At 29.9% G+C, this 25,254-nt stretch carries 21 protein-coding genes and 4 tRNA genes; 7 read left to right on the forward strand and 18 right to left on the reverse strand.

The annotated features are described in order from the left end of the window. Window positions 1-552 precede the first annotated feature (552 nt). The 8 genes from P3X86_RS20730 to P3X86_RS20765 form a co-directional block, all read right to left on the reverse strand. The gene (locus P3X86_RS20730; protein WP_483294650.1) at window positions 553-2,772 is read right to left on the reverse strand and encodes a glycoside hydrolase family 31 protein; all 2,220 of its coding nucleotides are present in this window, start codon (window positions 2,770-2,772) and stop codon (window positions 553-555) included. A gap of 103 nt (window positions 2,773-2,875) precedes the next feature. Further along, on the reverse strand, window positions 2,876-3,967 hold the full coding sequence (locus tag P3X86_RS20735) for an ABC transporter ATP-binding protein (protein ID WP_483294651.1): 1,092 nt from the start codon (window positions 3,965-3,967) through the stop codon (window positions 2,876-2,878). Between the two features lie 65 nt (window positions 3,968-4,032). Further along, window positions 4,033-5,715, reverse strand: coding sequence for a glycoside hydrolase family 13 protein (locus P3X86_RS20740; protein WP_483294652.1), 1,683 nt, complete (start codon window positions 5,713-5,715; stop codon window positions 4,033-4,035). A gap of 75 nt (window positions 5,716-5,790) precedes the next feature. Continuing rightward, a complete protein-coding gene (locus P3X86_RS20745) occupies window positions 5,791-6,798 on the reverse strand; it encodes a LacI family DNA-binding transcriptional regulator (RefSeq protein WP_483294653.1) in 1,008 nt (335 codons plus the stop codon). 99 nt (window positions 6,799-6,897) lie between these two features. Further along, on the reverse strand, window positions 6,898-7,752 hold the full coding sequence (locus P3X86_RS20750) for a sugar ABC transporter permease (protein ID WP_483294654.1): 855 nt from the start codon (window positions 7,750-7,752) through the stop codon (window positions 6,898-6,900). Next, a complete protein-coding gene (locus P3X86_RS20755; protein ID WP_483294655.1) occupies window positions 7,752-9,014 on the reverse strand; it encodes a sugar ABC transporter permease in 1,263 nt (420 codons plus the stop codon). Before P3X86_RS20755 ends, P3X86_RS20750 begins: the two co-directional genes overlap by 1 nt. 57 nt (window positions 9,015-9,071) lie before the next feature. Continuing rightward, complete coding sequence (locus P3X86_RS20760; protein WP_483294656.1) at window positions 9,072-10,352, reverse strand: sugar ABC transporter substrate-binding protein; 1,281 nt, start codon at window positions 10,350-10,352, stop codon at window positions 9,072-9,074. 72 nt (window positions 10,353-10,424) lie between these two features. Beyond that, window positions 10,425-12,152, reverse strand: coding sequence for an alpha-glycosidase (locus tag P3X86_RS20765; RefSeq protein WP_483294657.1), 1,728 nt, complete (start codon window positions 12,150-12,152; stop codon window positions 10,425-10,427). Window positions 12,153-12,565: 413 nt separating this feature from the next. Between P3X86_RS20765 and pgmB the strand changes: the two genes are divergently transcribed. Beyond that, window positions 12,566-13,225, forward strand: a complete 660-nt coding sequence (gene pgmB / locus P3X86_RS20770) for a beta-phosphoglucomutase (protein ID WP_483294658.1) — start codon at window positions 12,566-12,568, stop codon at window positions 13,223-13,225. A 96-nt stretch (window positions 13,226-13,321) separates the two neighbouring features. Next, window positions 13,322-15,628 carry a glycoside hydrolase family 65 protein gene (locus P3X86_RS20775; protein WP_483294659.1) on the forward strand — a complete coding sequence of 769 codons (2,307 nt, stop codon included), beginning with the start codon at window positions 13,322-13,324 and terminating at the stop codon, window positions 15,626-15,628. A 74-nt stretch (window positions 15,629-15,702) separates the two neighbouring features. Here the strand turns inward: P3X86_RS20775 and P3X86_RS20780 are convergent, their stop codons facing one another. The 4 genes from P3X86_RS20780 to nadA all read right to left on the reverse strand — a co-directional run bounded on the left by P3X86_RS20780 (window position 15,703) and on the right by nadA (window position 19,645). Next, window positions 15,703-16,509 (reverse strand): divergent polysaccharide deacetylase family protein, encoded by an 807-nt coding sequence (locus P3X86_RS20780; RefSeq protein ID WP_483294660.1) that lies wholly within the window; start codon window positions 16,507-16,509, stop codon window positions 15,703-15,705. 130 nt (window positions 16,510-16,639) lie between these two features. Beyond that, complete coding sequence (gene nadC, locus P3X86_RS20785; protein ID WP_483294661.1) at window positions 16,640-17,476, reverse strand: carboxylating nicotinate-nucleotide diphosphorylase; 837 nt, start codon at window positions 17,474-17,476, stop codon at window positions 16,640-16,642. After that, window positions 17,454-18,737 (reverse strand): L-aspartate oxidase, encoded by a 1,284-nt coding sequence (locus tag P3X86_RS20790; RefSeq protein ID WP_483294670.1) that lies wholly within the window; start codon window positions 18,735-18,737, stop codon window positions 17,454-17,456. The genes nadC and P3X86_RS20790 overlap by 23 nt, the downstream gene beginning before the upstream one ends. A 5-nt stretch (window positions 18,738-18,742) precedes the next feature. Beyond that, window positions 18,743-19,645 carry a quinolinate synthase NadA gene (nadA, locus tag P3X86_RS20795; RefSeq protein WP_483294662.1) on the reverse strand — a complete coding sequence of 301 codons (903 nt, stop codon included), beginning with the start codon at window positions 19,643-19,645 and terminating at the stop codon, window positions 18,743-18,745. A 171-nt stretch (window positions 19,646-19,816) separates the two neighbouring features. Between nadA and P3X86_RS20800 the strand changes: the two genes are divergently transcribed. The 4 genes from P3X86_RS20800 to P3X86_RS20815 all read left to right on the forward strand — a co-directional run bounded on the left by P3X86_RS20800 (window position 19,817) and on the right by P3X86_RS20815 (window position 22,876). Next, on the forward strand, window positions 19,817-20,725 hold the full coding sequence (locus P3X86_RS20800) for a helix-turn-helix transcriptional regulator (RefSeq protein ID WP_483294663.1): 909 nt from the start codon (window positions 19,817-19,819) through the stop codon (window positions 20,723-20,725). An 84-nt stretch (window positions 20,726-20,809) separates the two neighbouring features. Continuing rightward, window positions 20,810-21,079 (forward strand): zinc ribbon domain-containing protein, encoded by a 270-nt coding sequence (locus P3X86_RS20805; protein WP_483294664.1) that lies wholly within the window; start codon window positions 20,810-20,812, stop codon window positions 21,077-21,079. Next, a complete protein-coding gene (locus P3X86_RS20810; RefSeq protein ID WP_483294665.1) occupies window positions 21,080-21,850 on the forward strand; it encodes a GNAT family N-acetyltransferase in 771 nt (256 codons plus the stop codon). Between the two features lie 75 nt (window positions 21,851-21,925). Continuing rightward, the gene (locus P3X86_RS20815) at window positions 21,926-22,876 is read left to right on the forward strand and encodes a MerR family transcriptional regulator (protein WP_483294666.1); all 951 of its coding nucleotides are present in this window, start codon (window positions 21,926-21,928) and stop codon (window positions 22,874-22,876) included. Window positions 22,877-22,948: 72 nt separating this feature from the next. Here the strand turns inward: P3X86_RS20815 and P3X86_RS20820 are convergent, their stop codons facing one another. Together P3X86_RS20820 and P3X86_RS20825 are read right to left on the reverse strand one after the other, a co-directional pair. Then, a complete protein-coding gene (locus tag P3X86_RS20820) occupies window positions 22,949-23,668 on the reverse strand; it encodes an SDR family oxidoreductase (protein WP_483294667.1) in 720 nt (239 codons plus the stop codon). A gap of 67 nt (window positions 23,669-23,735) precedes the next feature. Further along, window positions 23,736-24,098 (reverse strand): MerR family transcriptional regulator, encoded by a 363-nt coding sequence (locus P3X86_RS20825; protein WP_483294668.1) that lies wholly within the window; start codon window positions 24,096-24,098, stop codon window positions 23,736-23,738. 194 nt (window positions 24,099-24,292) lie between these two features. Between P3X86_RS20825 and P3X86_RS20830 the strand changes: the two genes are divergently transcribed. Next, on the forward strand, window positions 24,293-24,766 hold the full coding sequence (locus P3X86_RS20830) for a TspO/MBR family protein (protein WP_483294669.1): 474 nt from the start codon (window positions 24,293-24,295) through the stop codon (window positions 24,764-24,766). 129 nt (window positions 24,767-24,895) lie between these two features. Here the strand turns inward: P3X86_RS20830 and P3X86_RS20835 are convergent. The 4 genes from P3X86_RS20835 to P3X86_RS20850 all read right to left on the reverse strand — a co-directional run bounded on the left by P3X86_RS20835 (window position 24,896) and on the right by P3X86_RS20850 (window position 25,236). Next, window positions 24,896-24,979 (reverse strand) — tRNA-Leu (locus tag P3X86_RS20835). Window positions 24,980-24,986: 7 nt separating this feature from the next. Then, window positions 24,987-25,062: transfer RNA gene (locus P3X86_RS20840), tRNA-Lys, on the reverse strand. A gap of 6 nt (window positions 25,063-25,068) precedes the next feature. Continuing rightward, window positions 25,069-25,145, reverse strand: a tRNA-His gene (locus P3X86_RS20845). 17 nt (window positions 25,146-25,162) lie between these two features. Next, window positions 25,163-25,236: transfer RNA gene (locus P3X86_RS20850), tRNA-Gly, on the reverse strand. Window positions 25,237-25,254: the final 18 nt, after the last annotated feature.

A 25,254-nucleotide genomic window follows, 5' to 3' on the forward strand; every position in this document is an offset into this window, starting at 1 on the left:
TTCTTTTCGACAATGTTTACTGCCGACTCTTATAATACTATCATATTTCGAGTGATTTGTCAATACTTTTTCTGAAATCTTTTACTTGAAATATTTTCATCGCTTTTTGGCGACAAAGAAGATTATAGCATGAATTCAGCTCAAGGTCAACAGTATTGTTCCATATTTTCAGATTTTTTTAGATTATATACTATTGTTCACTGAATTTTAAAATTATATTCTATATTTTTGATATTTAAATAAACTCCATCCTCTTACTTTTGTTGATACCATAATTTTTAGTAACATTTACAGTCTCTTTTGACACTTTAGGCGTACAGCTATTATTTATCCTTTTTATACACTATTAAAGCTAATCTATAATAAATTCCTTTCTAACTCTATATGTTTTTGTGTAGTTTATGGATCATCCTCTGTTACTGTTGAAAATTCATTCTATTATTATATTGAAAAAATAAGAACATCTTCAACTTATTCAACAACAGTTTAAATTAAAGATGTTCTTTGTCTTGATCATTATACGTCGTTATTATTTAATCATTTCATACTAGACTATTTTTTTCTTTTTTCACCATGAACCACTACTTCAAATGTACCTAATCTATAATCTTCTTTGATTTTAGTTACATATACCTCTTTACCATCTATTTTTACTTCTATTTCGCTATATTTACCATCTTCATATTCAAATGATATTCCATCATCAAAATAGAATCGTTTTGAGTTATCTTTTCCTTGGTACACATGTATTTCGTAATTATCTTGCTTTTCTCCAATATATTGCATTGGTTTATTTTTTAGTATTATTGCTCCTTCTTTAACGAATACAGGTATTTGGTCTATTTCTGCGTCTTTTATTATATAATTACCGCCTATATACTCTTCATCTGTGAAATAATCATACCATTTACCTTCTGGTAAATACATCATTCTTTTATTAGTCTTTGGTCTTACTATAGGTGCAACTAATATGTCTTCTCCAAATAGAAATTGGTCATTTATATTGAATGTTCGCTCATCATTTTGATAATGATAGAATAATGGCCTCATTATAGGTTCTCCAGTTATACTACTTAGTCTAAATAAATTATAAATATAATCTATCAGTGTATATCTCATCTGTATATATTTTTTTACTATCTTTTCGTATTTATCCCCAAAAGCCCAAGGTTCTTGATGTAATGTATTTATACAACTATGATTTCTGAATAAAGGATAAAAAACTCCTAATTGCGACCATCTTGTGAGTAGTTCTCCATTTCCGTCTCCTATAAATCCACCTACATCTGATCCTACATAAGTATACCCGCTAAGCCCTAGGTTTAATAGCATAGGTATACTGGATTCTAAATGCTCCCATAATGATGAATTATCTCCTGTCCAAAGCGCTGAATATTTTTGTGTTCCTGCTGAAGCAGCTCTTGTTAACACAAAAGGTCTTGTAGCTTGAAGTTTTTTTAAACCTTCATATGTTGCTTTTGCCTCATAATGTCCATATAAATTATGCATTTCTTTTTGAGTATGTTTATTTTGCTCGTCATCTAAGTGATAGGCTGTTTCTGGTATAGTCTTTGTCTCTGTCGACATATCTGCTATCTCATTCATGTCATTCCATATACCACTTACTCCATCATTTATCAACTCTTTATGAAGTTCACCCCACCAATCTCTAACTTTTTCCCTTAAGAAATCTGGAAACACACTATCTCCTGGCCAAACTTTTCCTATATACACCTCTGAATTTTCACCTTTTATTAAGTATTCATTTTCTATCGCTTCATCATATACATTATAACCTTTTTCTATCTTTATACCTGGATCTATTATTACTACTAATTTAAATCCCATTTCTTTTAATTGTTGATTCATTTCTTTAAATTCTTTAAATCTATCTGAATCAACTGTGAAAACTTTATAATCTTTCATGTAGTCAATATCTAAGTATACTACATCACACGGGATACTTTTTTCTCTAAATGATCTTGCAAGGTTTAGTACTTCTTCTTTGTTCATATATGACCATCTACATTGTTGATATCCTAAAAAATCTTTTCTTGGAAGCTTTACTTTTCCTGTTAATGTTCCATACTCTTTAACTACTTCTTTTACGTCGTTTCCATATATAAAATAATAATCTAGCTCTCCACCATCTGCTCTAAAGTTTATTCCTTTCTGATACATTCCAAAATCAAAATAGTTACGATACGATGTATCGTAAAAGATTCCATATGCTCTTTTTTCATCCATTCCTATATAAAAGGGGATAGATGTATGATATTGTTTTTGTACTGCTGTATGAACTGGTGAAACTCCTAACACATCTGTATTCCAATTTTCTGTTTGTCTTCCTAGCATATTTATAAATCCATATTTTTCTCCTAATCCATAAAACGCTTTCTCCCATGTATGCCTTTTTTGTACTTCTATTGCATAACTTTTTTCTTTTTCTTTATTTATTATTTCATAATCAAATTCTCTTCTTTCATCTGCTACTTCTTTAGAATTGTATTTTATAAACTCGTCTTCTAATAATATACTTCCTTTTATATCTGTAATCTTTACTTTTAAATCTTCTTGTAGTTCTATTATGAAGTTGGGTAGTTCTATTTTATTATCATTTACTACATAATTTACCTCTTTCAACGGTATTAACTCTACTGCATCTGTTATGCTTTGTTTTTTTCCATAGTTAAATCTCACTATATTTTCATTATATATTGTCACTTTTAATTGTTTGTCTTTAAATGTATAACACAATTCTTTATTAATCACTTGTATTCCTCTCTTTCTGTCCCATAGTTAGGTGATAAAATAAATGAGTAAATTATAATAATTTACTCAATATATATTTATTTTTATATTTTGCTTAACTAAATTATAATATTGACATCTCTGTTTCACTATCAAATAAATGAACTTTCTTCGCTTTAAAACCAAAGTTGATCTTCTTTCCTATCTCAACTTTATAACTTGGATCTACTTTTACTGTAACGTTATTTCCATCAAAATCTAAATACAAATACATCTCTGAACCTAGCATTTCTGTTACATCTACCACGGCTTCTAATGAATCATTTTTATCTCTTACTTCTATTGCATCTGGTCTTAACCCAAGTGTTACTATTTTATCTATATATAGTTTGTCTCTAAGAATTTTTGCTCTGTCTTCTTCTATCTCTATCTTCTTATTTTTTATCTCGTAATATAGTTTTCCATTAGCTTCTATTATTTTGCTATCTATAAAGTTCATTTGTGGCGACCCTATAAATGATCCTACGAATTTGTTTGCTGGGTGCCTATAGATTGTTTGAGGGTCATCTATTTGTTGTACTACTCCATCTTTCATTACTACTATCCTTGTACCCATTGTCATTGCTTCTGTCTGATCATGAGTTACATATATAAATGTTGTTTTTAATTTATGATGAAGCTTTATTATCTCCGCTCTCATCTGAACTCTTAACTTAGCGTCTAAATTTGAAAGTGGCTCGTCCATTAAAAACACTTTTGGTTCTCTAACTATTGCACGACCTAAGGCTACCCTTTGTTTTTGACCTCCTGAAAGTTGTTTTGGCTTTCTATTTAACAAATCTTCTATCCCTAATATTTTAGCTGCATTATTGACTTTTTCTTTTATTTCTGCTTTTGATCTTTTTCTAAGTTTTAAACCAAAAGCCATATTATCGTATACTGTCATATGAGGATATAATGCATAATTTTGGAAAACCATTGCTATATCTCTGTTTTTAGGTGTTACTTCATTTACTAACTTCTCACCTATATATAGCTGTCCTCCAGAAATCTCTTCTAATCCTGCAATCATCCTAAGGCTTGTTGATTTTCCACATCCAGACGGTCCTACTAGTACTATAAATTCTTTGTCGTCAATATCCATCGAAAAATCTTTTACTGCTTCAAATCCATTTGGATATATTTTTTTTATGTTTTTAAGCTTTAGTTCTGCCATTAATTTTCACTCCTCATTCTAAAACTATACTACTCTTTTTTCTTAAAATTTGAACAGATACTTGTTTATTTTATTAAATATATTCTTGCTTCATATGGCCTTAATTCTAATACGTTTAATTTATTTTTTATTTTATCTGTATCATAATTAGAAAGTATGAGTTCACTTTTTTCTAAATCTATTTCTTTTTCAATTTTGATTTGTGGCGTATTATCAAAAAAATTAACCACTATTAGTAGCTTTTCAGTTTCTAATTCTCTTAAGTAAGCATATATTTCTTCATGCTCTCTATTTATTTCTGTAAATTCACCATAAACCAAAGATTGATATTTTTTTCTAATATCTATTGCCTTTTTATAATAATTCAATATAGATGTCGGATTTTTTTCTTGCTCTTTTACATTTATTTTTGTATAGTTTTGATTTGCTTTTATCCAAGGTTTCCCTTTGGTAAATCCACCGTTTATATTGTCGTTCCATTGCATTGGAGTCCTACTATTGTCTCGAGATGTGTACTGTAATCCCTTCATAAAATTTACTTCTGATATTAAACCTGACTCTACATAATCTTTATAGTTATTAAATATCGCTACATCTCTGTAATCTTCCAATTCAAACCCTTTATTGTTCGTCATCCCTATTTCTTCTCCGTAATAAATAAATGGCGTTCCTTTTTGTGTAAACATCAATGTTGCTAGCATCTTCGCTGATTCTTCTAGGTAATCTTCATCATTTCCAAGTCTAGATACTGTCCTAGTTGTATCATGATTTGAATAAAACAATGGACACCATCCTTCTTTGTCATCTCTGGTTTGCCATCCCGACATTTTTTCTTTTATATCTTTTATTAAATTTAAAGGAGTTCTCTCCCAATCTTTTTCACCTCTACCTACGCTATGCATATCAAAGTGAAAAGTAAAATCTAATTCTTTTTTATCAACCCCTGTGTAAAGATAGGCGTTATGGTAACTAATACCTCCTGTCTCTCCTATTAAAACAATCTCAGGGTTATTTATTTCTTTTCTAATATCCCTTATATATTCATGTACTTTTGGAAGATTTTGAACGTACGGTAGAAAATCTCCATAGATTTTCCCTTCATGGACTTTTCCATCTTTAAATTCATCATCTTTTGCAATATGATTAATTGCGTCCATTCTAAATCCGTCTACGCCTTTATCAATCCAAAATTTAATTACTCTTTTTATATCTTCTCTAAAATCATTATTTTCCCAATTAAAATCAGGTTGTTTTTTTGAAAATAAATGTAGGTAATACTCGTCTGTGTCTTTATGATATTCCCATGCGCTTCCTCCGAAAAAGGATCCCCAATTATTTGGTGGATTACCTGCCTCTCCTTTTTTCCATATATAGTAGCCTCTATATTTACTTTGTTTTGATTTTTTTGCTTCTATAAACCATGGATGTTCATCCGAGCTATGATTTATAACTAAATCCATTACTAACTTCATATCTCTTATATGGGTTTCTCTAAGCAACTCATCAAAATCTTGCATATTTCCGAAATCGTCCATTATATCTTTAAAATCACTTATATCATATCCATTATCATCATTAGGCGATTTATTTATAGGATTTAAGTAGATTATATCTATCCCTAATTTTTTCAAATAGTCTAATTTTTCTATTATGCCTCTTAAATCTCCTATGCCGTCTCCATTAGAATCTTTGAAACTTCTTACATATATCTGATAAGCAACTGCTTCTTTCCACCACTTTCTATCCATTTAATAAATCTCCTTTTGTCCTTTATTTCTTTAAGTCTATTGGTGACATAAATATATACTCAATCTACAAAGCTACTAGACTTTTAGTTTTGTTGACTCTCTTTCTATCAAGTTTGTATCTATCATATAGTTGGAAATTCCATTTTTATTGTTGTTTTCTAACTTGTCTATTAAAAGTTTTGCTGCGAAATAACCTAATTTCTCAGCGTTTATATCAACTGATGATAGCTTTGGTTGTTGATATTCAGAAAGTAATGTATTGTTAAAGCCTACTATTGCTATGTCTTTTGAGTCCTCTTTGCATGCTTTTATTGCTCCAAATGCAATTATATCGTCTGTCGTAACAACTGCGGTAGGTTGTTGTGATTTTAACATGCTTTTCATTCCTGTATAACCGTCTTCTTCTGTGAATTCTCCTGTTTTTATGAAATCTTTACTTACGTTTATCCCACTGTTTTCTAGAGCTTTAACATAACCTTCAAGTCTATTCTGGGTAACATATAGATTAGATTCTCCTCCAATAAAGCCTATTCTTCTATGTCCTTTTTGTATTAAATGGTTTACGACTCTATACATCGCATGAAAGTTATCGTTATCAACCCATAGGATATTCTCTATATCTTCTGGTCTTCCTATTACTACAAAAGGATAATCTATTTCTCTAAGACAACCGATACATTTGTCATTTTCTCGTACTGTGGTCAATATTATGCCATCTACCCGTCTACTGTTTGTTAAATTTTCTATATGTTTAACTTCATCTAATTCATCTTTGCCATAAGTGTACATTATATAGTAGTTCTTTTTTTGTGCATAATGACTTATACCTCTCATTATCTGTACAAAGAAAGGGTTAACAAAGATATCTTCTTCTGTACTTGGTAATACTAAGCCAAGTGTTTTAGTTGTTCTATTTGCAAGACTTCTAGCAATTGCATTTGGGTGATATTTTAGCTCATTCATCGCCTTATATACTTTCTTTTTAGTATTATCACTTATCTTCGGGCTATTTGCTATGACCCTAGAAACAGTTGATGGCGAAACATTTGCCAAACTTGCAACATCTTTAATGGTAACTGGCATAATTATGACTCCTCTCGAATTTACAAATCGTATAAAACTAACTATCAATAGTTTATTATTTTTTATATATTTATTCAATAAAAAACAATAATTTCTTTTCTAACCTTTTGTTGCTCCTGCTGATAAACCTTCTACTATATGTTTTTGTAGGTAAATAAACAATATAGTAATTGGAATTGCAACCAATATTGCACCTGCTGCAAAACGGGTAAAATGTGTAGCTTCATTTTCTTGAACCCATTCAAACAATCCCATAGCAAGTGTCTTCTTGTCAGCACTTTTTAATATGATTTGTGGAAATATAAAGTCAAACCAAGGCCCCATAAAGTTTGTTAAAGCTACTAAAGTTATTATAGGTTTTGCTAAAGGAAGCATTATCTTTCTAAATATAGTTAAGTTTGAAGCTCCATCTATTCTAGCTGCTTCATCTAGACTTCTTGGTATTCCATCAAAGAAACCTTTACATAACCATGTATTGTATGGTATTTGTCCACCTGCATATACTAGTAAAAGTCCCAAATGGGTATTGTATAGTCCCATTTTAGTAAGTAGTATATATATAGCTGTCATTGCTAAAAAACTAGGGAACATCTGCAATAGCATCAGCGTTATAAGGCTTTGTTTTCTACCTTTAAATTTAAATCTTGAAAAAGCATAAGCACTCAATGTCGTCAACATAACAGAAACTATCATGTTTATTGTAGCTATTTTTAAAGTATTAGTGTACCACTTTAAAAATTTCGTCTCTGTAAACAATTCTTTGTAATGTTTAAATGTAATTTTATCAGGCACTAATGTTGAAGAAAATAAGCTATCTCCTTCTTTCATGGAAGATAATATTATCCATACGATTGGCGCTAAAACTACTATACTAATCAATATTAATATTGCATATACCAACAATTTACCTAGAAAACTTGTTTTATTATTACTTCTTGCAATTCTCTCTTCCATTACATCATATCCTCCTCTTTGAAGGATTTTGTTTTAATAAAACTATATGCAGAAATACCCGCAACAAATATAAATAGCATGATCGTTACCACTGAAGCCATGTGGTATTGACTCTGATCTTTTGTCATTTTATATATCCACGAAATTATAATATCTGTCTCACCAGCATATCTAAATTTACTATTTACTGGATTACCATCTGTCAATAAATATATGTTTGCAAAATTGTTAAAATTGAAGGCAAACGACATAATTAACAAAGGCATAGTCTGAAAAAGAACCATAGGCAAAGTAATCTCTTTAAATTGTTGCCACTTTGAAGCACCATCAATTCTAGCTGCCTCATATAACGATTTAGGTATATTGGTTAACACTCCAGACATTAAAACCATGAAATATGGTGATCCAAGCCAGACGCTAATCAATAGTACCATGATTTTAGCATTTAACGGATCGGTAAAGAACTGTATCTTGTCTAATCCAATCTTCACTAAAAGATTGTTTACTGGACCTGGACCACTAAACGCTAGTCTCATAACCAATAGAGATATAAATGCTGGTATTGCATACGGTAATATAAAAATTGTCCTCCAAAATTTTTTAAACCTAATTCCTTTTTTATTTGTAATTAAAGCTAGAAATAAACCTACTGAATAGTTTAAAATAGTTGTAACTATTGCAAAGCAAATTGTCCATAATCCAACATGCAACAGTGTATTATTCCAAATCTTCAATTTAAATATATTCATAAAGTTTTTTAAACCAACCCAATCAATTAAATTTCTAGGTGGTATGTGATTCGGCATAGAATAATTAGTAAATGCCACTGTAATCGTAAAAATAATAGGTAAAAATATAAAAAATACTGTAAACAGAAATGCTGGAGTAATCATTATATGAGGAAAATACTTATCCCATAGATATTTTATAAACTCTATAGTACCTAATGGTTCTTTGCCATTTTCCCTTTCTTTTGCTGTATTTCTAGCATCTATTATATTAAATATATATATTAATAGAATTATTCCTAGCTCTAATACGACTATCAGACCCTGTACTAATAAGTATAATGAATGATCTTGTCTAGGTACTGTTCCCAATGTCACAAGACCGTAAAGCGCATTAGCAAAATGGTTTATATTGAATATTGCAAATATCTCCACTATAGCGAAAACTATACCTTTTAAGTATTCCTTATTGTATATCTGTCCTAAGCCCATAAAGAGAATAGAAAAAAGAGTTGACTTCTTAGACCTTTTCATTTCTAACCCTCCTAATTTTATGGGGCTGTCTAATTAGACATCCCCATATTAAATCTATTATTCTTCAGCAGCTATTGAATCTTTTATTATTTGTACGCAATCTTTTAATGCTTGCTCAGGATTATCTCCATTATCCCACATAGTTGAGAATGCTGCTCCATATGGTGCCCAAACAATTTTCATTTGAGTAATTAAAGGCATAGGCTCTGCATACTTAATTTGTTCTATGAAAGGAGCTACAAACTCATCATTCTTTAATTCATCTTTTTCCATCAATGCTTTTGATGGTGGTATTTGGTGAGTCATCTCATATCTCTTAAGTAACATTTCATCTGTAGTTATGAACTTAATAAATAACTTTGAAGCATTTGGATATTTAGTATAATAGCTTACAAACATCTCTCTTACACCTGAAAAACTACCTTGATGCTTACCATTAATCATTGTTGGAAGTGCGGCTACTCCAAAATTCACATCTGTTTTTTTCCTATTTGCTATTGCCCATGGTCCATCAATCATAGCTCCTACTTTACCTTCATCAAATAATCCTTCCATTATTTGACATGTAGAATCAAGTTGTTTTACTGGCAATATTTCTTTTAACTTTAACATTTGTTTAGCACCTTCAATAGCTTCTGGTTTAGCTAAACCAATATCATCTTTATCAGTTCCACCTTTTCCGAATATATATCCACCATTACCTATTACAAATCCGTGAGTAAAATAGGCATTTCCAACGTCCCACATAAATGCATACTTGTTGTTTTTGCTATCATTGTATGTTTTTGCCTTTTCTATGATTTCTTGATATGTTTTTGGAGCCTCAGGAAATATGTCTTTGTTATAGAATAATGCGTAAGTTTCAACTGATACAGGCATTCCGTAAATATTGCCTTCTATCTCACATGCTTTTTTAGCTAATGGAACAAAATCATTATCAATTCTATCTTTTAATTCATTCAATTCTAATACTAAACCAGCATTTACCAATGCTCCTAAATGGTCATGTTGTGTAGCAAATATATCTGGACCTTCTCCAGCTGGACCAGCTTGAGCCAATTGTTCTTCAGCTTTAGTAGATTTTACTTCTTCATAAACTACTTCAACCCCGTATTTTTCTTTAAACTTCTCTGCTGCATATTTAATGAAGTCCCCTTCTTTTCCTTCGCTTTCCCAAACAACTAATTTTGCACCTTCTTCTGGTTTTAATTCACCATTGTTTTTTTCATTTGCAACGTTTTGACTGGCTTTGCCATCTGTTGATTCATCTTTAGTACAACCCGCTACTGAAAATAATAGCACAAACACTAATAAAATACTGATTGCTTTACTTTTCATAATAAAACCTCCATTTTTTTAATTGTTCATTACCCCTTTTATAGGCATTTTAACCTATATATATCTTAAGTGTTACTTTAAGATTCTTATTGAGTATGGTTTTAATTCTACACTAACAAAATCATCAGTTTTATCAAATTGTTCATTAGTAATTAAATCCATACATTTTGAATTAAAATCTTTTATATCAACAACTTCTGCTTTATCACTATTATTTATAAGTACTACTATTTTTTCTTCATCTTTTTGTCTGACATAACCTACTACATTTTCTAAATCATCTATCCAATCAAAACTACCACGCTTTAATGCATCATTTTCTTTTCTAATTTGGATTATTTTCTTATAGAATTCAAACAACTGCAAGTCCCAATTATCTTTGTTCCAATCCATTGTTCTTCTGCAATCAGGATCGTTTTCCCCAACCATACCTATTTCTGTTCCATAATATATTGATGTTGTTCCCGTAAAGGTTAGTAAAAATCCTTCTGCCATCATTAATTTGTTGGTATGTTCATTACATATTGTTAAAAATCTAGCTGTATCATGACTATCCAATAAATTAAACATAACTTCATTTACTTGTCTTGTATTTTTTACTATAGTATTACTTATGAGGTTTTTGAATCCCTGTGTATCTATAGTATTCTTTGCAAAATACTCTGTACAAGCCTTAGTCACAGGATAGTTCATTGTTGCATCAAACTGGTCTCCTCTTAACCATGTATAAGGATCATGCCATATTTCTCCTACTATATATGCATCTTCTTTTTCTTTTTTTACTGCATCTCTGAATCTTCTCCAAAACTTATGGTCTACTTCATCTGCTACATCAAGTCTCCAACCATCTATATCACATTCTTTTATCCAATATGTTGCTACGTTTAATAGATACTCTATAACTTCTTCGTTTTCTGTATTTAGTTTAGGCATTAATGGTTCAAATGCAAATGTCTCATAATTTAGAGGATTGGTCGTTACTGGAAATTCACTAACATGAAACCAATCTGCATAAATAGAATCTCTGCCTTTTTCTATTACATCTTTAAACATTGGAAACTCTGAACCACTATGATTGAATACAGCATCAAATAACACTTTTATGCCTTTTTGGTGACATTTATTTACTAATTCTTTCATTGTATCTATGTCTCCAAAGTTAGGGTCTATTTCTAGATAATCTATTGTATTGTATTTATGATTAGTCGTTGACTTAAATACTGGTGTTAAATAAATAGCATTTATACCTAACTCATATAGATAATCTATTTTTTTAATTATACCTCTTAAATCACCACCAAAGAAACTATTTCTATTTGGTTTTTCTCCCCATTTTTGAATATTTTCAGGATTGATCAAAGGGTCACCATTAAAGAACCTTTCTGGGAATATTTGATAAAATATCGAATCTTTTACCCACTCAGGAACTCTATGTATATCTGCTTTATTTACATATGGGTAATGAAACAATGACTCAGTTATTATGTTTTTATTTTTTTCTTCAATAATTCCCCACTCATTAAAATAAAATATCTTTTCTTCTGATTCTATTTCAAAACAATATATCAATCTATTGTTTGGAGGTTTTATAGCCACTTTGAAGTAGTCATATAAATCATCTGACAGATGTTTGTGCATTTGAATTTTATCTTTATTATCCCAAGCATACTTATCTGCATAGTGTAAAAAAACTTTGTTTAAATCACCTTTTGCAGCTCTCATTTTTATTTCAACATGATTTTCATCATAAGCATAGCAATAGTTGCTTTTTGGCTGATGAAATATTGCAAGTGAATTCATGTAGTTCCTCCTTTTTTATGAAAATGTTTTCTCTGCTCAAAAACTCTTAGTAAAATACAATAAATGTAATTCCTGATGTTGCTGTTTATTTCGACAATATCTCCCTAGATAATGCAATCGTTTGCACCAAACTATAGTATAATTATAAACTTGTATCAATCATGTGTCAACTTATTTTTAATGTTCTATTTTTGTTTAATTGGTACTTTTAATAATTAAAATTTAGCTTAAAGGTTGATTCTATCTTTTAATGACCTACAAATAAACTCTCAATTTCATCCGCTTGGTATTATTTATTATAATTTGAATATAAAAAAATTCTTCATAATTTAATTTTTTTCTATGCAAACGTGTGCATGTTTTGTATAATAATTATATTAGCATGTTTTGATATTTAAAAAAGGAGGTTTTTTATGCATAATATCACTACACTTATATTTGATTTAGACGGTGTTCTAGTCGATACTTCCAAATATCATTATCTAGCTTGGAAAAAACTAGCTAATGAATTAAATATTGATCTTGATGAAGATTTTAATGAAAAACTTAAAGGTATAAGTAGAATAAGATCATTGGAAATTATTTTAGAAACTAATAATATTAAGTTAGACAATGCTTCTATGAAAAATCTAGCTGATAGAAAAAATAGTTTTTATTTAGACTATATATCAACTTTAAACCCTAAAAATATACTACCTGGTGTTATTGAATTTTTAGAAACAGCTAAAGCAAACAATTATAAGCTAGCTATTGGTTCTTCAAGTAAGAATTCTAGACTAATATTAAATAAACTTGATCTAAGTAAATATTTTGATGCTATTGTTGATGGAACTATGGTGACTAATACTAAACCTGACCCTGAAGTTTTTGTTAAAGGTGCAAGTTTACTTGATGTTAATGCTAACTGTTGTGTTGTTTTTGAAGATTCTCAAGCAGGTATTAATGCAGCCTTAACTGCAGGGATGTACTGTATTGGTATCGGTTCATCTAACAATCTAGAAAATGCAAACCTAATAATATCTAATCTTAGTAAAATGAGTTTGAATATATTAACTGAGCTACAAAGTAGTTAACAATTTTTTATTAAAGTTTATTATTTTGACTTTAAAATATAATTTATGTAATTATCTGAACAAACTCTCCCTATAATTTATTGGAGGTGTCTTTACTTGATACAATATTTTAAATATGACGAATGGAACATTATAGAAGAAAATTTCGATCCGAGTATTAACAAAATTTCTGAAAGTATTTTTAGTATAGGAAATGGCTATATGGGTCAAAGAGCAAATTTTGAAGAAGATTTTAGTGGGCCTTCTCTGAAAGGTAGCTATATCGCAGGGATTTACTATCCTGATAAGACCAGAGTTGGTTGGTGGAAAAATGGCTATCCTGAATATTTTGCTAAAGTTTTAAACTCCACTAATTGGATTGGTATTAGTGTAAAAATTAATGATGTAATTCTTGACCTTGCTAAATGTATGGTTAAAAGTTTTAAAAGAACGCTAAATATGAAAGAAGGCTATCTTGAAAGAAGCTTTGTTGCGTGCTTACCTAATGGTAATGAAGTAAAAGTTGTCTCTAAAAGGTTTATTAGTGTTATTAGAGGTGAAATTGGATGTATTAGGTATTCTGTTACTCCTTTAAATTTTGAAGGAGAGATTGAATTTACTCCTTATTTAGATGGAAGCATTGTTAATGAGGATTCTAATTATGATGAAAGTTTTTGGGATGAAGTATCTAAAAAAGCTGAATTAACAGAAGGCTATGTAATGGTCAAAACTAAAAAATTAGATTTTTATATTTGTACGTATATGACATATGAAGTGACTAAAAATAATAAAAAAATAACTCCTAATATTGATAAATATGAAAAAAGTAAATACATTTCTAATACGCTTACCGTTGATTGTAATAAAAATGACGAAATTGTAATTTATAAATATGTTGCTAATACTTCTTCTAGATACTATGAGACTAGCGAGTTGGTTAATGTCACTAAAGAGCTTTCAAATAAAGCTAAAAATGATGGTTTTGATAAATTATTCAAAGAACAGATTAATGGATGGAGTAAAAAATGGCTAGAAAGTGATGTAGTTATTAAAGGTGACATAGCTGCGCAACAAGGCATCAGGTTTAATATATTCCAGTTAAACCAAACATACACTGGTGAAGATGCTACTCTTAATATCGGACCTAAAGGTTTCACTGGTGAAAAGTACGGTGGTTGTACTTACTGGGATACTGAAGCATATTGCATCCCATTTTATTTAAGCACTGCTAGTCAAGATGTTGCTAAAAATTTATTAATATACAGATATAAGCAATTAGATAAGGCTATTGAAAACGCTAAAAAACTTGGTTTTAATAATGGTGCAGCCCTATATCCTATGGTAACAATGAATGGAGAAGAATGTCACAATGAATGGGAGATAACTTTTGAAGAAATTCATAGAAATGGCGCTATAGCTTATGCAATTTACAATTATGTGAATTATACTGGCGATAAATCTTACTTAGAAGAGTATGGTTTACAAGTTCTTATTTCTATAGCTAGGTTTTGGGCACAAAGAGTAAGTTTCTCTAATGCTAAAAATAAATATGTAATTCTTGGTGTTACTGGACCTAATGAGTACGAAAATAATGTCAATAATAATTGGTACACTAACAGGATTGCTACTTGGTGTTTAGAGTATGCTATTGAAGTTATTGAATCTGTTAATATAGCTGATCCTACTAAATTTGATTATATAAAGGAAAAACTTTCTTTTAAAGATTCTGAAATAGAGAAATGGAATGATATCATTGATAATATGTACTACCCTTATAATGAAGATTTAGATATATTTTTACAACAAGATGGCTATATGGATAAAGAACAAGTACTTGTTAAAGATTTGGATAGTACAAATATACCTCTTAATCAAAACTGGTCTTGGGATAGAATTTTGCGTTCATGTTTTATTAAACAAGCTGATGTTTTACAAGGGCTTTATTTCTTTGAAAAAGATTATGATGTTGCTACTATTAAAAGAAATTTTGAATTTTATGAGCCAAGAACAATCCACGAATCTTCTTTATCTCCTTGTATTCATGCTATATTAGCAAGCAAAATAGGTGCTCATGATAAAGCATATGAAATGTACTTGAGAACATCAAGACTTGACCTTGATAATTATAACAACGATACTGACGATGGATGTCATATAACAAGTATGGCAGGTACTTGGCTATCTATTGTTCATGGCTTTGGTGGTTTAAGAGTTAGTAATGATAAATTAATACTAAATCCTTTTATTCCAACTAATTGGAACTCGTATTCTTTTAAAATAATATTCAGAAATACTTTGTTAAACATTAGCATTGCTAGTGATAGTGTTAGGATAGAAAATTTAACAGGTACTAATATTCACCTAACAGTATTTAATAAAGATTATACACTACACGGTAATAAAACAATCATCATTGCTAATTAAACATTAATTAAATCATTAAATATCCCTTAAAGGAATTACTTATTTTATTAAGTAATTCCTTTATTTATGAGTTATTATCTAGTCAAATTTAAAATTATATTTTTCATTTTTACTATTCCTACAAACTCTATCCCTTGCTTTTGAAGCTCTCCCGCCATCTTTTTTATAACGTCTGCTGTCACTTTTCCACCCTCTGGACCTACATGTCCAATTGCTATAGCATACCCTTTTTCATGGGCTATTTTAGCCAATTTATTCATCTGTCTTTGTATATGTGTATATGTTTTTTTCTCGTCAAGAAATATATCTCTTTGTAAACACACAACCCCTGTTTCTTTTGACAACATACTTCCTACAGATTTTTGTGAAGTTTTGCTGTCAATAAAAAATAAATTTTTTCTCTTTAATAAATTAAAAATAGTATTCATAATTGTTTTATTTTGAGTTATCTTTGATCCCATATGATTGTTAATAGCTACTGCATATTTTATATCTTTTAATGCATCATTGATTAAACTAGTAATCTGAGCTCTATTTAATTTAGTTGTTATTGCTTTTTTTCCTAACCATTCTGGTCGTCCGTAATTGGCTTCCATAGGCATATGCAATATGACATCTAATCCTTTTTTATATGCATTTGTAGCATCTTCTACACTATATGGCAAAAAGGGCATTACTGCAACTGTTATTGGTATATCCAGCTCCATCATCTCTCTAACGCCTCTTCTATCATTACCAAAATCATCTATGATTATTGCCACATATGCTTTCTGCATAGACATTGTAGTCATTGTTTGTACTGTAAACTGATTGTGTAATATGACCCCTATAGTTAAAAAGAATAATAATACTAACGATACACAGCTTATTATATTCTTCAAATCCATCACCCTTTACACTCTATTTTACACTATTATTTTATAATATTGTTTTTAATACCGTTTTATGATTGTACAAGGTTAATATTTGTATAATAAGTCGTATATTTTATTCATATTAACTATAATAACTTTATAATAACGTTAAATTTTTCATACTTATATCTAGAGCTTTTACTGAATGAGTCAACTCTCCACATGAAATAAAATCAACGCCTATATTTGCTACTTCTTTAATTTTATCTATTGTCATATTACCTGATGCTTCTACTATCTTAGTGCCATTTATCAATTTAACTGCTTCTTTAATCTCCGATATGCACATATTATCCAACATCAACACATCTGCTTGTGTGTTCAATGCTTCTTGTACTTGTTCTAAAGATTCAACCTCAACCTCTATGAATCTTAAATATGGATAACTTTCTTTAGCTTTTTTAACAGCTTCTTTTATACACCCACAAGCTTTTATGTGATTATCTTTAATCATAAATGAATCACTGAGTGAAAATCTATGGTTACTCCCTCCTCCAATTTTGACTGCATATTTTTCAAGTGTTCTAAGTGTTGGTGTTGTCTTTCTTGTACATACTATTTTTGTTTTTGTTCCTTCTGTAAGACTTACAAATCTTCTCGTTTTCGTAGCGATACCACTCATTTTCTGTAAAAGATTTAAAGCTATTCTTTCTCCTGTTAGGACATTTCTTGTATTACCTTTTATATATGCTAATGTATCTTTATTTCTTAATAAATCTCCCTCTTTTTTTAACCATTGAATTGTAATATTACCTATAAGTTTATACACTCTATTAAATACTTCTTGCCCTGCCAAGATTCCATCTTCTTTCGCTATTAGATCAACAATACATTTGCTATCTTCATCTATTAATGATTCTGTTGTTATATCTCCATAAAATGAATCTTCTGTCAGTGCTTTTTTTATTATCTCATCTATTTGTATAAAGTTCATCTTTTAAATCCCCTCTCAAACTAAGTATTTTATTTATTAATATATCTTTATTATCACTTTGATTAAAACTCAGCTTTTTTATTTTATATTTATCACAGTTTAATTTTCTTAATTTAATACCAATGTCTATTGCAGCTCTATGAGAAAAAACTAAAGATTCAAGCAAAGAATTACTTGCTAATCTATTATTTCCATGGACTCCAGTACAACTAACCTCACCTACTGCATATAAATTATTTGCTGAACTCGTAGCCTTTGTATCAACTTTTATTCCTCCCATAATATAGTGTTGTGCTGGCAAAATAGGTATCAAATCTTTGGTAATATCTATTCCTCTATTTAAACATTCTTTGTATATTGTAGGAAATCTGTTAATTAAAAAAGTCTTTCCTAAATGTCTAGCATCGAGGTACACATATTTACTATTGTTGTTTTTTATTTCTTTATCTATAGCTTTAGTAACTACATCTCTAGGCTTAAGCTCATCTATAAATCTTTCTCCTTTATTGTTTATTAAAATTGCGCCTTCACCTCTTACTGATTCAGATATAAGAAAGCGTTGCTTTTCACTATTTTCATATAATGCCGTTGGATGAAACTGAATCTTATCTAAATCTTTCATCTCAATACCATGCTTTAAAGCTATTGCCATTCCTTCTCCTTTGATTGCAGTATTGTTTGTAGTTGACTTAAAAATACCTCCAACTCCTCCAGTTGCAAGAACTGTAATATGAGCAGAAACGCTATCTTCTACATCACCAGACTTTATTTGTATGCCTAGACATTGATTGTTTTTAACTATTAAATCAGTCATAGTCACATTTTCTGATAATGTTATGTTTTTTTTACTTTTGCATTGACTTGTTAGTACTCCGTGGATAATTTCTCCTGTTCTATCCTTACAGTGTAGAATCCGGTTTATTCTATGAGCTCCTTCTTTTGTGTAATTAAAATCATTGCCATCCATGTCAAATTTAACACCTAATTGTATAAGTCTGTTGATATTCTGTCTCGATTCTTTTACTAGTATATTTACTGCTTCTAATGAATTGTTGTAACCTCCTGCTCTACATGTATCTTCTATAAATCTTTGTATATCGTTGCTATCTCTAGCTACAGATATTCCCCCTTGTGCAAGGTAAGAATTGCAACAACTAAGTTCTTCTTTTGTTATAACTAGTACTTTTACATTATCTTGTATATTCAGAGCAGTGTATAAGCCTGATATTCCACCACCAACTATTACTACATCTGTATGCATCATATTTACCTCCTTGCTAATTTGTGCATTTTTTCTAATGCTTCGGTAGCTTTTAACGATATTTCGCCCTCAATTGTAATCTCATATTCTTCATCTTGTAAACATTTATATACATCTTGTAAATTGATAAGCTTCATACTACTGCAATTTATTGGTAACTCATAAAACTTTTTATCTGGATTAGTTTTTTCTAATTCATGAAGTATTCCCACATCTGTTACAACAATAAACTCATCCTTAGCATCTTTAGTAGCGTAATCTATAATACCACTTGTACTCCCAATGTAATCAGCTAAATTCCTGACTTCTTCTCTACATTCTGGATGCACTAATACTTTTGCATTTGGATAAAGTAACTTTTTCTGAGTTACTTGTTCTGATGTTATATTATCGTGATAACAACAACATCCATCCCATAGCACAAACTCTTTGCTAGGAAATTTACTACTAATGTATCCACCAAGATTTTTGTCTGGCACAAATATTATTTTTTTATTTTTTACATTACTTATAACCTCCTGGGCACTTGATGAAGTTACACATGTATATGACATTGCTTTAAGCTCAGTCGAGCAGTTTACATAACTTATCAGTACTCCATTTTTATGTTCATTCATTAATTCCTTTACTTTATCCATATCAACTCTGTTTACCATATCACAAGTTGCTTCTTGATTAGGAAACAATACTTTCTTTTGTGGAGATATTAATTTTGCACTTTCTGCCATAAATTTGACTCCACAAAAAACTATCGTACTTTGTTCTAAGTCCTTTGCTATTTTACTTAAATAATAGGAATCCCCTACGTAATCAGCTATTTCTTGTATCTCTGGTAATGTGTAATAATGCGCTAATATGCACGCATCTTTTTCGTTTTTTAATCTATTGATTTCATATTTTATATTCATGCGAACCTCCTTAGGCATATTTGTAAATGTTTATACAGGTGTATATACACTTGTATAGATATATATTACCACTATAATATTGAAGTAGCAAGACAAAACATTAGGTATCACGGGATTTACACTTTTTGTACTCTAACAGTTTTTTTTGATATAATAACTTAGGCGGTGATAATGATGAAAATTAGTAGATTGTTTCAAATAGTATATATACTGCTAGATAAAAAAAAAGTAACTGCAAAAGAACTATCTGAAGTATTTGAAGTTTCCACTAAGACAATATATAGAGATATAGAAATGTTATCTATGGCTGGAATCCCTATATACACTAATAAAGGAAAAGGCGGGGGCATAAATTTACTTGATAATTTTGTATTAAATAAATCCCTTCTATCTGAAGAAGAACAAAATAAAATTCTCATTGGATTAGACACAATCAAAGCAACAAATTATGAAAATGTCGATAATGAACTCTTTAAATTAAGGACTTTGTTTAATAAAAACAATGATAATTGGATTGAAGTTGATTTCTCATATTGGGATAGTTCCGAATCAGAAAAAATAAAATTTGATAATATTAAGTGTGCTTTGACTAGGTGTAAAAGCCTCAAATTTGATTATTACAATGTTAACGGCAACCATACCATGAGAACAATAAATCCTTTAAAACTAATATTTAAGGAGAAATCATGGTATTTGGCTTCTTTTTGCTTGTTAAGAAATGATTATCGCATTTTTAAAATACATAGAATGCATAATATTCTAATAACCCAAAATACTTTTAATAGAGATGATTTTAGCTTTATTGATAAGTATACAAACTTCCAAGAAACAAATAATAAAGTAACTATCAATGCTATTATATCAAGCAATGCAAAATATCGAGTTTTCGAAGAATTTAGTATTGATAACATATGTAAGAAAGATAATGGTGATTTTGAAGTTGTTTTTCATGCAACAGAAGATGAATGGTTATACAACTATATTATCTCTTACGGTAACAATATAAAGGTACTAAAGCCTAGCTATATTAATGATATCATTAAAGGAAAATTGAAAAAAATATTAGAAAACTATAATTAGCCTTTTATAATAAGACATAATGGTGTCTAATTATGTTTGTTAAAATTAAATCGTAGTTAAAATAAATTATGAGAGGAGAATATTATGAATACTACGGATTATTGTCAGAGTTGTGGAATACCTATGGGAGAAACAAATGAACTTTATGGTACTAAAAATAATAGAACTAAAAGTGAAGATTATTGTAAATATTGTTTTGAAGATGGCAATTTTACGGCTGATGTAAGCATGGATGAGATGATTGAAATATGTGTCCCGCATATGATATCAGTAAACGAAAATATGAGTAAAGACGAAGCTAGAAAAATGATGAAAGAATTTTTTCCAAATCTAAAAAGATGGAAGAACAAATAAATGTCAATAATAACTGTGGATATAAACAATATTAATGACGAACATATTTGCTGTGCAATTTCTGATAAAAAAGGTGAAAACTGTGTTGAAAGCAAAAAAGCTTGGCTTAAAAAAAGATTTAATGATGGTCTAGTGTTTAAAAAACTAGATGCTAGAGGTAAAGTTTTTATAGAATACATACCTGCTACCAAAGCTTTTGCTCCAATCATTGCAGATAACTATATGTATATAAACTGTTTTTGGGTTTCTGGAAAATTCAAAGGTCAAGGCTATGCTAACGTGCTCTTAAATGAGTGTATTAAAGATACCAAAGACAAAGGATTTGATGGACTAGTTATCTTATCATCTAAGAAAAAAAAGCCATTTCTTTCAGATCCAAAATACCTACTCTATAAAGGTTTTAAGGTATGTGATTATGCAAAACCTTATTTCGAGCTACTTTACTTACCTTTTTCTAAAACAGCTAATATTCCTAAGTTTAGGAATTGCTCAAAAGAGGGTACAATCAATGAAGATGGTATTGTTCTTTACTACACAAATCAATGCCCACATACTGAGAAATATGCTCACATAATTCAAAACATATCAATTCAGTATAATATTCCATTTAAGATTAAAAAGATTAATACCTTAAATGAAGCAAAAATTGCACCAACACCTTTTACTACTTATAGTTTATTTATAGACGGTAAATTTGTAACTAATGAAATATTAACTGAGAAAAAATTTATTGATATTCTAAAGAAGAGGAACATCTGTACCAAATTATAATCTTGTCCATTGAGCTTGACCTTTACGTGGTGTTAAGGTATATACTTATCATGAGAGAAAGAGGTGCATTAATATATGATGAAAATAGGTGAGGTGTCTAAGACTTTTAATATCTCTAACCGTACTCTACGCTATTGGGAGGATAAAAATATTCTAAAAAGCATAAGAGCTGAAAATGGATATAGGTTTTACGATGATAACAGTATAAAGAGTATTAAACAAATTGTATTGCTAAGAAAACTCAATGTCCCTATCGGAGATATCGAGTGTATATTTAAATCTCAAGAACTTAATATAGCTATAAATATATTATCTAGACATCTTGAAAACACTATTTATGAAGCCAATACTTTAAATGCTTTAAGTATTGTTATCGAGAAGCTAATTGCTATAATTCGTCACGAGCAAGATTTTACAAAGGCATTAATCCATATTGATACCTCAGACGATTTCGTTTCTACAAATTTCAAAAATGCACTTTTAATATCACTCTCAGAAAGGAATACTGTTATGTCAAAAAGTAATTCTATAGGAAACCTAGATAATGTCAGAATAATTCAACTACCAAAAATGGTTTTTGCATGTTATCGTGCAGAAAGTGAATCACCTGAAGAAGATTGTAGTAAAGTAACTAATGAATTTATATTAAAGTATGATCTTAATCAAAAGCTGGGTTTTAGACATTTTGGGTTTAACAATCCTAGTCCTACCAAATCAAGTGACATCTACGGTTATGAAATGTGGTTCGTTATACCTGAGGATTTCGAAGTACCTTCACCATTATGGAAAATGAAATTTGATGGTGGTCTTTATGCTGCTATACCTACAACGATGAACATTATCGGTGAAAGATGGCAATTACTATCTAGCTTTGGTGAAACAAATGATAAATACGATATTGACTGGAATCCTGATAATAATCGTATTTGCCTTGAAGAATGTATTGATTATAAAAGATTCATGGATGAAAATATTGATTTTAATGAAAAGCAATTAGATTTATTAATGCCAATTAAACTAAAATAATAATAAATGGGATTGTCTTGATGAAGACATCCCATTTATTGTTATTCTGACTTATATTAAAAGGTCTAGTTATTAAGGTTCTTGTCTTGTTTTAGCTAATACGATTTCTCTTATACAAACGTGTTGTGGCTGGCTATACGCATATACGATTGCATTGGCAACATCTTTAGCGCTCATAGACCCTCCTATTGACTCTGTCCATTCTTTATAGTCAGATTTAATCGTATCAAAGGTAGTATGACTTAATAATTCAGTATCTGCTGCCCCAGGTGCTATTACCATCACTCTAACATTATGTTTGGCAACTTCTTCTCTAAGTGTCTCAGACATTGCATGAACAGCAAACTTAGTTCCACAATATGCTACATGATTTGTAAAAGATTTTTTCCCAGCTATAGAGCTAATGTTTATAATACTACCTTCTTCTCTCTTTATCATATCATCAAGCACTATATGGATACCATTTAATAGCCCTTTAACATTTACATCAAACATTTTATTCCATTCATTTGGATCTTGCTCATTCATATTTCCTAAAAGCATGATACCTGCATTGTTAATTAGACAATCAACTTTACCATATAGTTCTTCTGCCTCTGCTATTGCTTCTTTCATAGCTTTTATATCTGTTACATCTACTTTTTTACAAAGAGTATTTGGCAGGTTTAACTCTTTCATTTTTTCTATTCTTCTAGCTAATAATAAAAGTGGATGCCCCATCTTGGAAAGTTTAATTGCTGTTTCTTTTCCAAAGCCTGAACTTGCTCCTGTTATGACCACTAATTTTTTCATCGTTATCAACTCCTTTTCTTATTAATTATATTCTACATCTTAGAGTTAACTCTAAGTCAATATATTTTTAGCATTTCTTATTACCATTATAAAAATCTATTTTCTGGTCTATTTTATTCTTACTATATTCCAATTCTTCTATTTGTAGCTCTATATTTTTCCTATGATTTTTTAGTATTTCTTTTCTTTCTGGTATTGTGTGCTTGCCTTCTTGACTTAATTGTACAATTTTTTTAATATCGTTTACTGGCATTTTAGTCCTTTTAAGACATGTCACTAAATTAAGCCAAAAAACATTTTCTTCTGTAAAAATTCTCACACCATTTTTATCTCTTTTCACTGGAGGAATAATTCCTGCATTTTCATAATATCGGATTGTATATCCAGATAAATTTGTCAATTTTGCTACGTCTTTTATTCTATACTCCATTTTAATAACTCCTCCTATTGAATTAATCATATTGTTCCCAAATAAAATATTTTTACGTTACCATTTTGTACCCAAAATTCTATATATAATAATATTCCTTATATTAACATTTAAAATCTTTGCATCATTTTATACTTATAATAAGAGTATACTATAATATTAATAATGAATTTTATTGTTGGAGTGATTTTATTATGAAAAAAATTAATGTACCTAAACTAATATTTAGCATAGCTTTACCTCTTGGCATAGGTTTTTTGTCAGGTTATTTGAGTAAAAATACAATCAGTCAAGACTTTATACAGCCTAAATTCTCTCCTCCAAGCTATATCTTCGGTATAGTTTGGCCTATATTATATATCCTGATGGGTGTTGCAAGTTATTTAGTATGGAACAGTAGCTGCAATGATTGCTCTGATAAAAAGAATGCACTAGGACTTTACTTAGTTCAATTAATTGTTAATTTTTCATGGCCTCTTGTATTCTTTAATTTAAAAAATATCGGTGCTTCGCTTATAATTATTGTTATACTATTAATCTTAATTATCATAACTGCTATCAAATTTTATAAAATTAACAAAGCCGCTGGCTATTTGTTTATACCTTATATCCTTTGGGTTGCTTTTGCTACTGTTTTAAATACTAGTTACTTTATTCTTAATAGGTAATCTAAAAAATGGTTTATTGTTGTTAAAGGAACTAACAATGAACCATTTATAATTGTTTTTTTATTCTTTTTCTTAATATTTTTTGTAAAACAAAAGATGTCTTAATAAAAGCTAAGACATCTTTTAATATGGTGCGGGAAAAGGGACTCGAACCCCCACGCCAAGGGCACTAGATCCTAAGTCTAGCGCGTCTGCCAATTCCGCCACTCCCGCGTATAAGTGGTGACCCATCGGCGACTCGAACGCCGGACACCCTGATTAAAAGTCAGATGCTCTACCAACTGAGCTAATGGGTCTTGTAATGGGGTGGATAATGGGAATCGAACCCATGACCTCCAGAGCCACAATCTGGCGCTCTAACCGACTGAGCTATACCCACCATAAGAAACTGTTAAATGGAGCGGGTGAAGAGAATCGAACTCTCGCGACTGGCTTGGAAGGCCAGGGCTCTACCACTGAGCTACACCCGCAAATATTTTTATTTTTTT

Source organism: Abyssisolibacter sp. ZYX002 (assembly GCF_056892235.1).

What these genes read in the sequence shown, in the direction of transcription:
- P3X86_RS20815 (WP_483294666.1), top strand. Translation starts at nt 21,926, where the DNA reads ATGATGAAAATAGGTGAGGTGTCTAAGACTTTTAATATCTCTAACCGT.
- P3X86_RS20745 (WP_483294653.1), bottom strand. Translation starts at nt 6,798, where the DNA reads ATGCCAGTTACCATTAAAGATGTTGCAAGTTTGGCAAATGTTTCGCCA.
- P3X86_RS20755 (WP_483294655.1), bottom strand. Translation starts at nt 9,014, where the DNA reads ATGAAAAGGTCTAAGAAGTCAACTCTTTTTTCTATTCTCTTTATGGGC.
- P3X86_RS20740 (WP_483294652.1), bottom strand. Translation starts at nt 5,715, where the DNA reads ATGGATAGAAAGTGGTGGAAAGAAGCAGTTGCTTATCAGATATATGTA.
- P3X86_RS20830 (WP_483294669.1), top strand. Translation starts at nt 24,293, where the DNA reads ATGAAAAAAATTAATGTACCTAAACTAATATTTAGCATAGCTTTACCT.
- P3X86_RS20800 (WP_483294663.1), top strand. Translation starts at nt 19,817, where the DNA reads ATGATGAAAATTAGTAGATTGTTTCAAATAGTATATATACTGCTAGAT.
- P3X86_RS20760 (WP_483294656.1), bottom strand. Translation starts at nt 10,352, where the DNA reads ATGAAAAGTAAAGCAATCAGTATTTTATTAGTGTTTGTGCTATTATTT.
- P3X86_RS20825 (WP_483294668.1), bottom strand. Translation starts at nt 24,098, where the DNA reads ATGGAGTATAGAATAAAAGACGTAGCAAAATTGACAAATTTATCTGGA.
- nadA (WP_483294662.1), bottom strand. Translation starts at nt 19,645, where the DNA reads ATGAATATAAAATATGAAATCAATAGATTAAAAAACGAAAAAGATGCG.
- nadC (WP_483294661.1), bottom strand. Translation starts at nt 17,476, where the DNA reads ATGAACTTTATACAAATAGATGAGATAATAAAAAAAGCACTGACAGAA.
- P3X86_RS20820 (WP_483294667.1), bottom strand. Translation starts at nt 23,668, where the DNA reads ATGAAAAAATTAGTGGTCATAACAGGAGCAAGTTCAGGCTTTGGAAAA.
- P3X86_RS20735 (WP_483294651.1), bottom strand. Translation starts at nt 3,967, where the DNA reads ATGGCAGAACTAAAGCTTAAAAACATAAAAAAAATATATCCAAATGGA.
- P3X86_RS20765 (WP_483294657.1), bottom strand. Translation starts at nt 12,152, where the DNA reads ATGAATTCACTTGCAATATTTCATCAGCCAAAAAGCAACTATTGCTAT.
- P3X86_RS20790 (WP_483294670.1), bottom strand. Translation starts at nt 18,737, where the DNA reads ATGCATACAGATGTAGTAATAGTTGGTGGTGGAATATCAGGCTTATAC.
- P3X86_RS20810 (WP_483294665.1), top strand. Translation starts at nt 21,080, where the DNA reads ATGTCAATAATAACTGTGGATATAAACAATATTAATGACGAACATATT.
- P3X86_RS20805 (WP_483294664.1), top strand. Translation starts at nt 20,810, where the DNA reads ATGAATACTACGGATTATTGTCAGAGTTGTGGAATACCTATGGGAGAA.
- pgmB (WP_483294658.1), top strand. Translation starts at nt 12,566, where the DNA reads ATGCATAATATCACTACACTTATATTTGATTTAGACGGTGTTCTAGTC.
- P3X86_RS20750 (WP_483294654.1), bottom strand. Translation starts at nt 7,752, where the DNA reads ATGGAAGAGAGAATTGCAAGAAGTAATAATAAAACAAGTTTTCTAGGT.